Raw genomic sequence first — 4,176 nt, forward strand, 5'->3', positions numbered from 1 at the left:
ACCGGCCACACCAGCACCACCATGACCACCATCGCCACCGTGACCACCGGCACCACCGGAGCCGGCATCACCGGAGATCGTGCCGCCGGCACCACCGGCACCACCGTCACCGCCGTGCCCACCGGCCTGGCCGTCCTGACCGGACTCACCCGGGTTCACACCGCTGAGGCCATCGGCACCCGCGGTGCCGCTGCCGCCGTCACCGCCCTGGCCACCATCGCCATACGACCCGGCGTCACCACCGCGGCCACCATGACCACCACTGGCACCCGAAGGCGCAGCGGGATCGGAGGCGAAGTCATAGCCGTCGCCACCGTCGCCGCCGTGGCCGCCCACGGTGTTGACCGTGCCGGCTTGGCCTGTGGTGCCTGCAGTTCCGGTGCCGGCTGCTCCGCCCACGCCGGCGGCGCCACCGATACCGGCCGCACCGGCCGCGCCTGCGTCACCGCCGGCGCCACCGTCACCGCCGTCGGGATGGTCGACAGTGCCGTGTCCGCCGTCGCCACCGTCAGTGGCCTGACCGCCGTTGCCGCCGTTGCCGCCGGCTCCACCGGAACCGTTGTCACCGGCAGAACCGCCGACCGAGGTGCCTCCGGCACCGCCGTCACCACCAGCGCCACCGGCTCCACCGACACCACCGTCGCCACCGTCACCGCCGTCAGCGCCGTCGAAACCGACACCCGCAGCACCAGCGTCGCCGCCGTCGCCGCCGTCAGCACCAGCGGCACCGGCACCACCGGCACCACCGTCACCGCTGCCGGCCGCACTGCCACCGGCTCCGCCGTTGCCGCCATTACCGCCGGGTCCACCGGTGTAGGGAACGGCCGCGGCGCCACCCTTGCCACCGGCACCACCGGAACCAGCAGCTCCGGCGCCGAAGCCATCACCACCATTGCCGGCGTCTCCGCCGGAGCCACCGCTGCCCATCGCCCCGGCCGCACCACCGGCGCCACCGGAACCGGTGCCCGCGGCCCCGGTCGAGCTACCACCGGCGCCACCAGCGCCACCGACGCTGCCGACACCGCCATTGCCACCCGCACCGCCGTTGCCGCCTGCACCGCCAGCCGGGTCGCCTGCCCCACCGTTGCCGCCAGCACCGCCGGCTCCGCCGTCGCTGCCAATGCCGCCGGCGCCACCGGCACCACCGTCACCGAGCACCGAGTTGCCACCGGCACCACCGGCACCGCCCTGTCCGAACTGGTACGGCGGGAAGGGAGCGTAGTTGGGTCCGCCACCGTTACCACCGGCGCCACCGTTTCCGGCGCTCACCAAAACCGTGCCCGCACCACCGTCACCACCGGCACCAGCGTTGGAGTTGGAACCGCCGTTGCCGCCGGCGCCACCGGCACCACCCGTGCCGGATCCCGCCGCGTTACCACCGGCGCCGCCTTCGCGGCCGATGCCGCCCCAGCCGCCGTTGCCGCCTCTGCCGCCGTCGCCACCCACGCCGCCGTCGCCGCCGGCTCCGCCGGTCGCAGTCGTGTTGCCGCCGCTGCCGCCGGCTCCACCGGCGCCACCATTACCCGTGGCGCCCAACGCATTTCCACCGGCACCGCCGATACCGCCCCAGCCGCCCAGGCTGGCCCAGCCACCGGCACCGCCGTTGCCGGTGCCGAGGGCATCGCCACCGTTGCCGGCGACCGCACCGGCGTCACCGCCGTTGCCGCCGGCACCGCCGGCACCACCGTCACCGAGCACCGAGTCGCCGCCGCGGCCACCGCCGCCACCACCGAGATGCGCCGTGCCGCCCGCGGCACCACCGTTGCCGCCGTTGCCGGTCCCGGTGCCGTCACCGCCGTCACCGCCGCTGCCGGACTGTCCGGCGTTGCCGCCGTCACCACCGGCACCACCGGTGCCGGTGCCCCAGGCCTTACCGCCGGCACCGCCGTTTCCACCGCCGGGGCCATTGATCGCATCGCCGCCCGAGCCACCGGTGCCACCATGGCCGCCGGCGCCGTCAACGCTGGTCGAATCCGAGCCCGCACCGCCGTCGCCGCCTGCGCCGCCGTCACCGGAACGTCCACCGGCACCGCCGTTTCCGCTGCCCAGCGCATCGCCGCCGCGGCCACCGCTGGCGCCGTAGCCACCGTCGCCGCCGGCACCGCCGTTCTGACCAGCCCCGTCGACACCGGAATTGCCGTCTGAACCATGGCCACCGGCACCGCCGGCACCACCGGCACCGCCAGCACCACCGTCGCCAGCCCCGGCACCGGCACCACCGGCACCGCCCTGCCCACCACTGCCGCCCATCGCGCCGTCGTTACCGGCACCACCAGCCACAGCCGCCGCACCATCGGCGCCACGACCACCGACACCACCGTCACCACCGGCGCCACCAGCGCCGTCAACGCTCACGCTGCCGCCGGCACCACCGTAGCCACCGGAACCAGCCGCCACACCCACAGCGCCAGCACCGCCGACACCACCGTCACCACCAGCGCCACCAGCACCGGTCTGCGCGGAACCACCGGCACCACCCATGCCGCCATTGCCACCGACGGCACCACCGCCACCGGCACCACCCTGGCCACCATCGCCATACGTGCCTGCATCACCACCAGCGCCACCTCGGCCACCGTTGGTACCCACAAAAACAACAGCACCAGAATGCGCGAAGTCGAATCCGTCGCCACCGTCACCGCCGCTACCGCCGCTGGTGTTCACCACACCCGCGCTGCCGTTGAGGCCTGCAGTTCCGGTGCCGGCTGCTCCGCCGACTCCGGCTGCGCCGCCGACACCGCTGCCACCAGCCAGGCCAGCGTCGCCACCGGCACCGCCATCACCGCCATCGGGATGACTGACCGTGCCGTGTCCACCGTCGCCGCCGTCCCCGGCCCGACCACCATCGGCGCCATTGCCGCCAGCGCCGCCGGAACCGTTGTCGCCCGCCGAACCACTGACCGCGCTGCCGCCGGCGCCACCTGCGCCACCAGCACCACCGGTCGCGCCTGCGCCACCGTCACCACCGGCTCCGCCGTCGGCACCATCGACACCGATGCCACCAGCACCGCCGTCACCGCCCTGGCCACCGTCACCACCGGCAGCGCCCGCGCCACCGGTACCACCGTCACCACTGCCAGCCGCGCTGCCGCCGGCGCCACCCGTGCCACCGGTACCGCTCGGGCCGCCGGTGTTGGGAACTCCCGCAGCACCACCAGCGCCACCGGCGCCACCGGAACCTGCGTCACCAGCGCCGACGCCACTGCCACCATCGCCGGCATCGCCGCCAGCGCCACCGCTGCCCAGCGCACCAGCAGCACCACCGGCACCACCGGAACCGGAGCCCGCGACCCCGGTCGAGTTGCCGCCGGCACCACCGGCACCACCTGCGCTGCCGACACCACCTTTACCGCCGGCACCACCATCGCCACCGGCACCACCGGCGGCATCTGCGGCACCGCCCTGGCCACCGGCACCACCGACACCACCGGAGCTGCCGATTCCACCGGCACCACCTGCGCCACCGTCACCGAGCACCGAGTTGCCGCCGGCACCACCGGCACCGCCCTGGCCGAACTGGTACGGCGGGAAGGGAGCGAAGTTCGGGCCGCCACCGGTACCACCAGCGCCACCGTGACCAGCGTTCACCGTCCCGTAGGCGTCACCACCGTCACCACCGGCACCCGCGTTGGAGTTCGTCCCACCGTTGCCACCGGCACCACCGGCGCCACCGGTGCCGGATCCTGCCGCGTTACCACCGGCTCCGCCTTCACGGCCGACGCCGCCCCAGCCGCCGTTGCCGCCTCTGCCGCCGTCGCCACCCACGCCGCCGTCGCCGCCGGTCCCACCGGTCGCAGTCGTGTTGCCGCCGTTACCGCCGGCACCACCGGCGCCACCATTACCCGTGGCGCCCAACGCATTTCCACCGGCACCGCCAGGGCCGCCCCAGCCGCCCAGACCAGCCCAGCCGCCGTTGCCGCCGTTGCCGGTGCCAAGAGCATCACCGCCGTTGCCGGCGACCGTACCGGCGTCACCGCCGTTACCGCCGGCACCACCGGCGCCGCCATCGCCGAGCACCGAGTCTCCGCCGCGGCCGCCGCTGCCACCACCGAGGTGTGCCGTGCCGCCCGCGTCACCACCGTTGCCGCCGTTGCCGGTACCGGTGCCGTCACCGCCGTCACCGCCGCTGCCGGACTGTCCGGCGTTGCCGCCGTCACCACCGGCACCACCGGTGCC

At 75.1% G+C, this 4,176-nt stretch carries 1 pseudogene; it reads right to left on the minus strand.

The window, feature by feature from the left end:
• Positions 1–3,270 (minus strand): annotated as a pseudogene (locus tag A5727_RS28420) (PE family protein); the annotation flags it as partial.
• Positions 3,271–4,176: the final 906 nt, after the last annotated feature.

The sequence above is a fragment of the Mycobacterium sp. ACS4331 genome (assembly GCF_001667265.1).
GTDB lineage: Bacteria > Actinomycetota > Actinomycetes > Mycobacteriales > Mycobacteriaceae > Mycobacterium.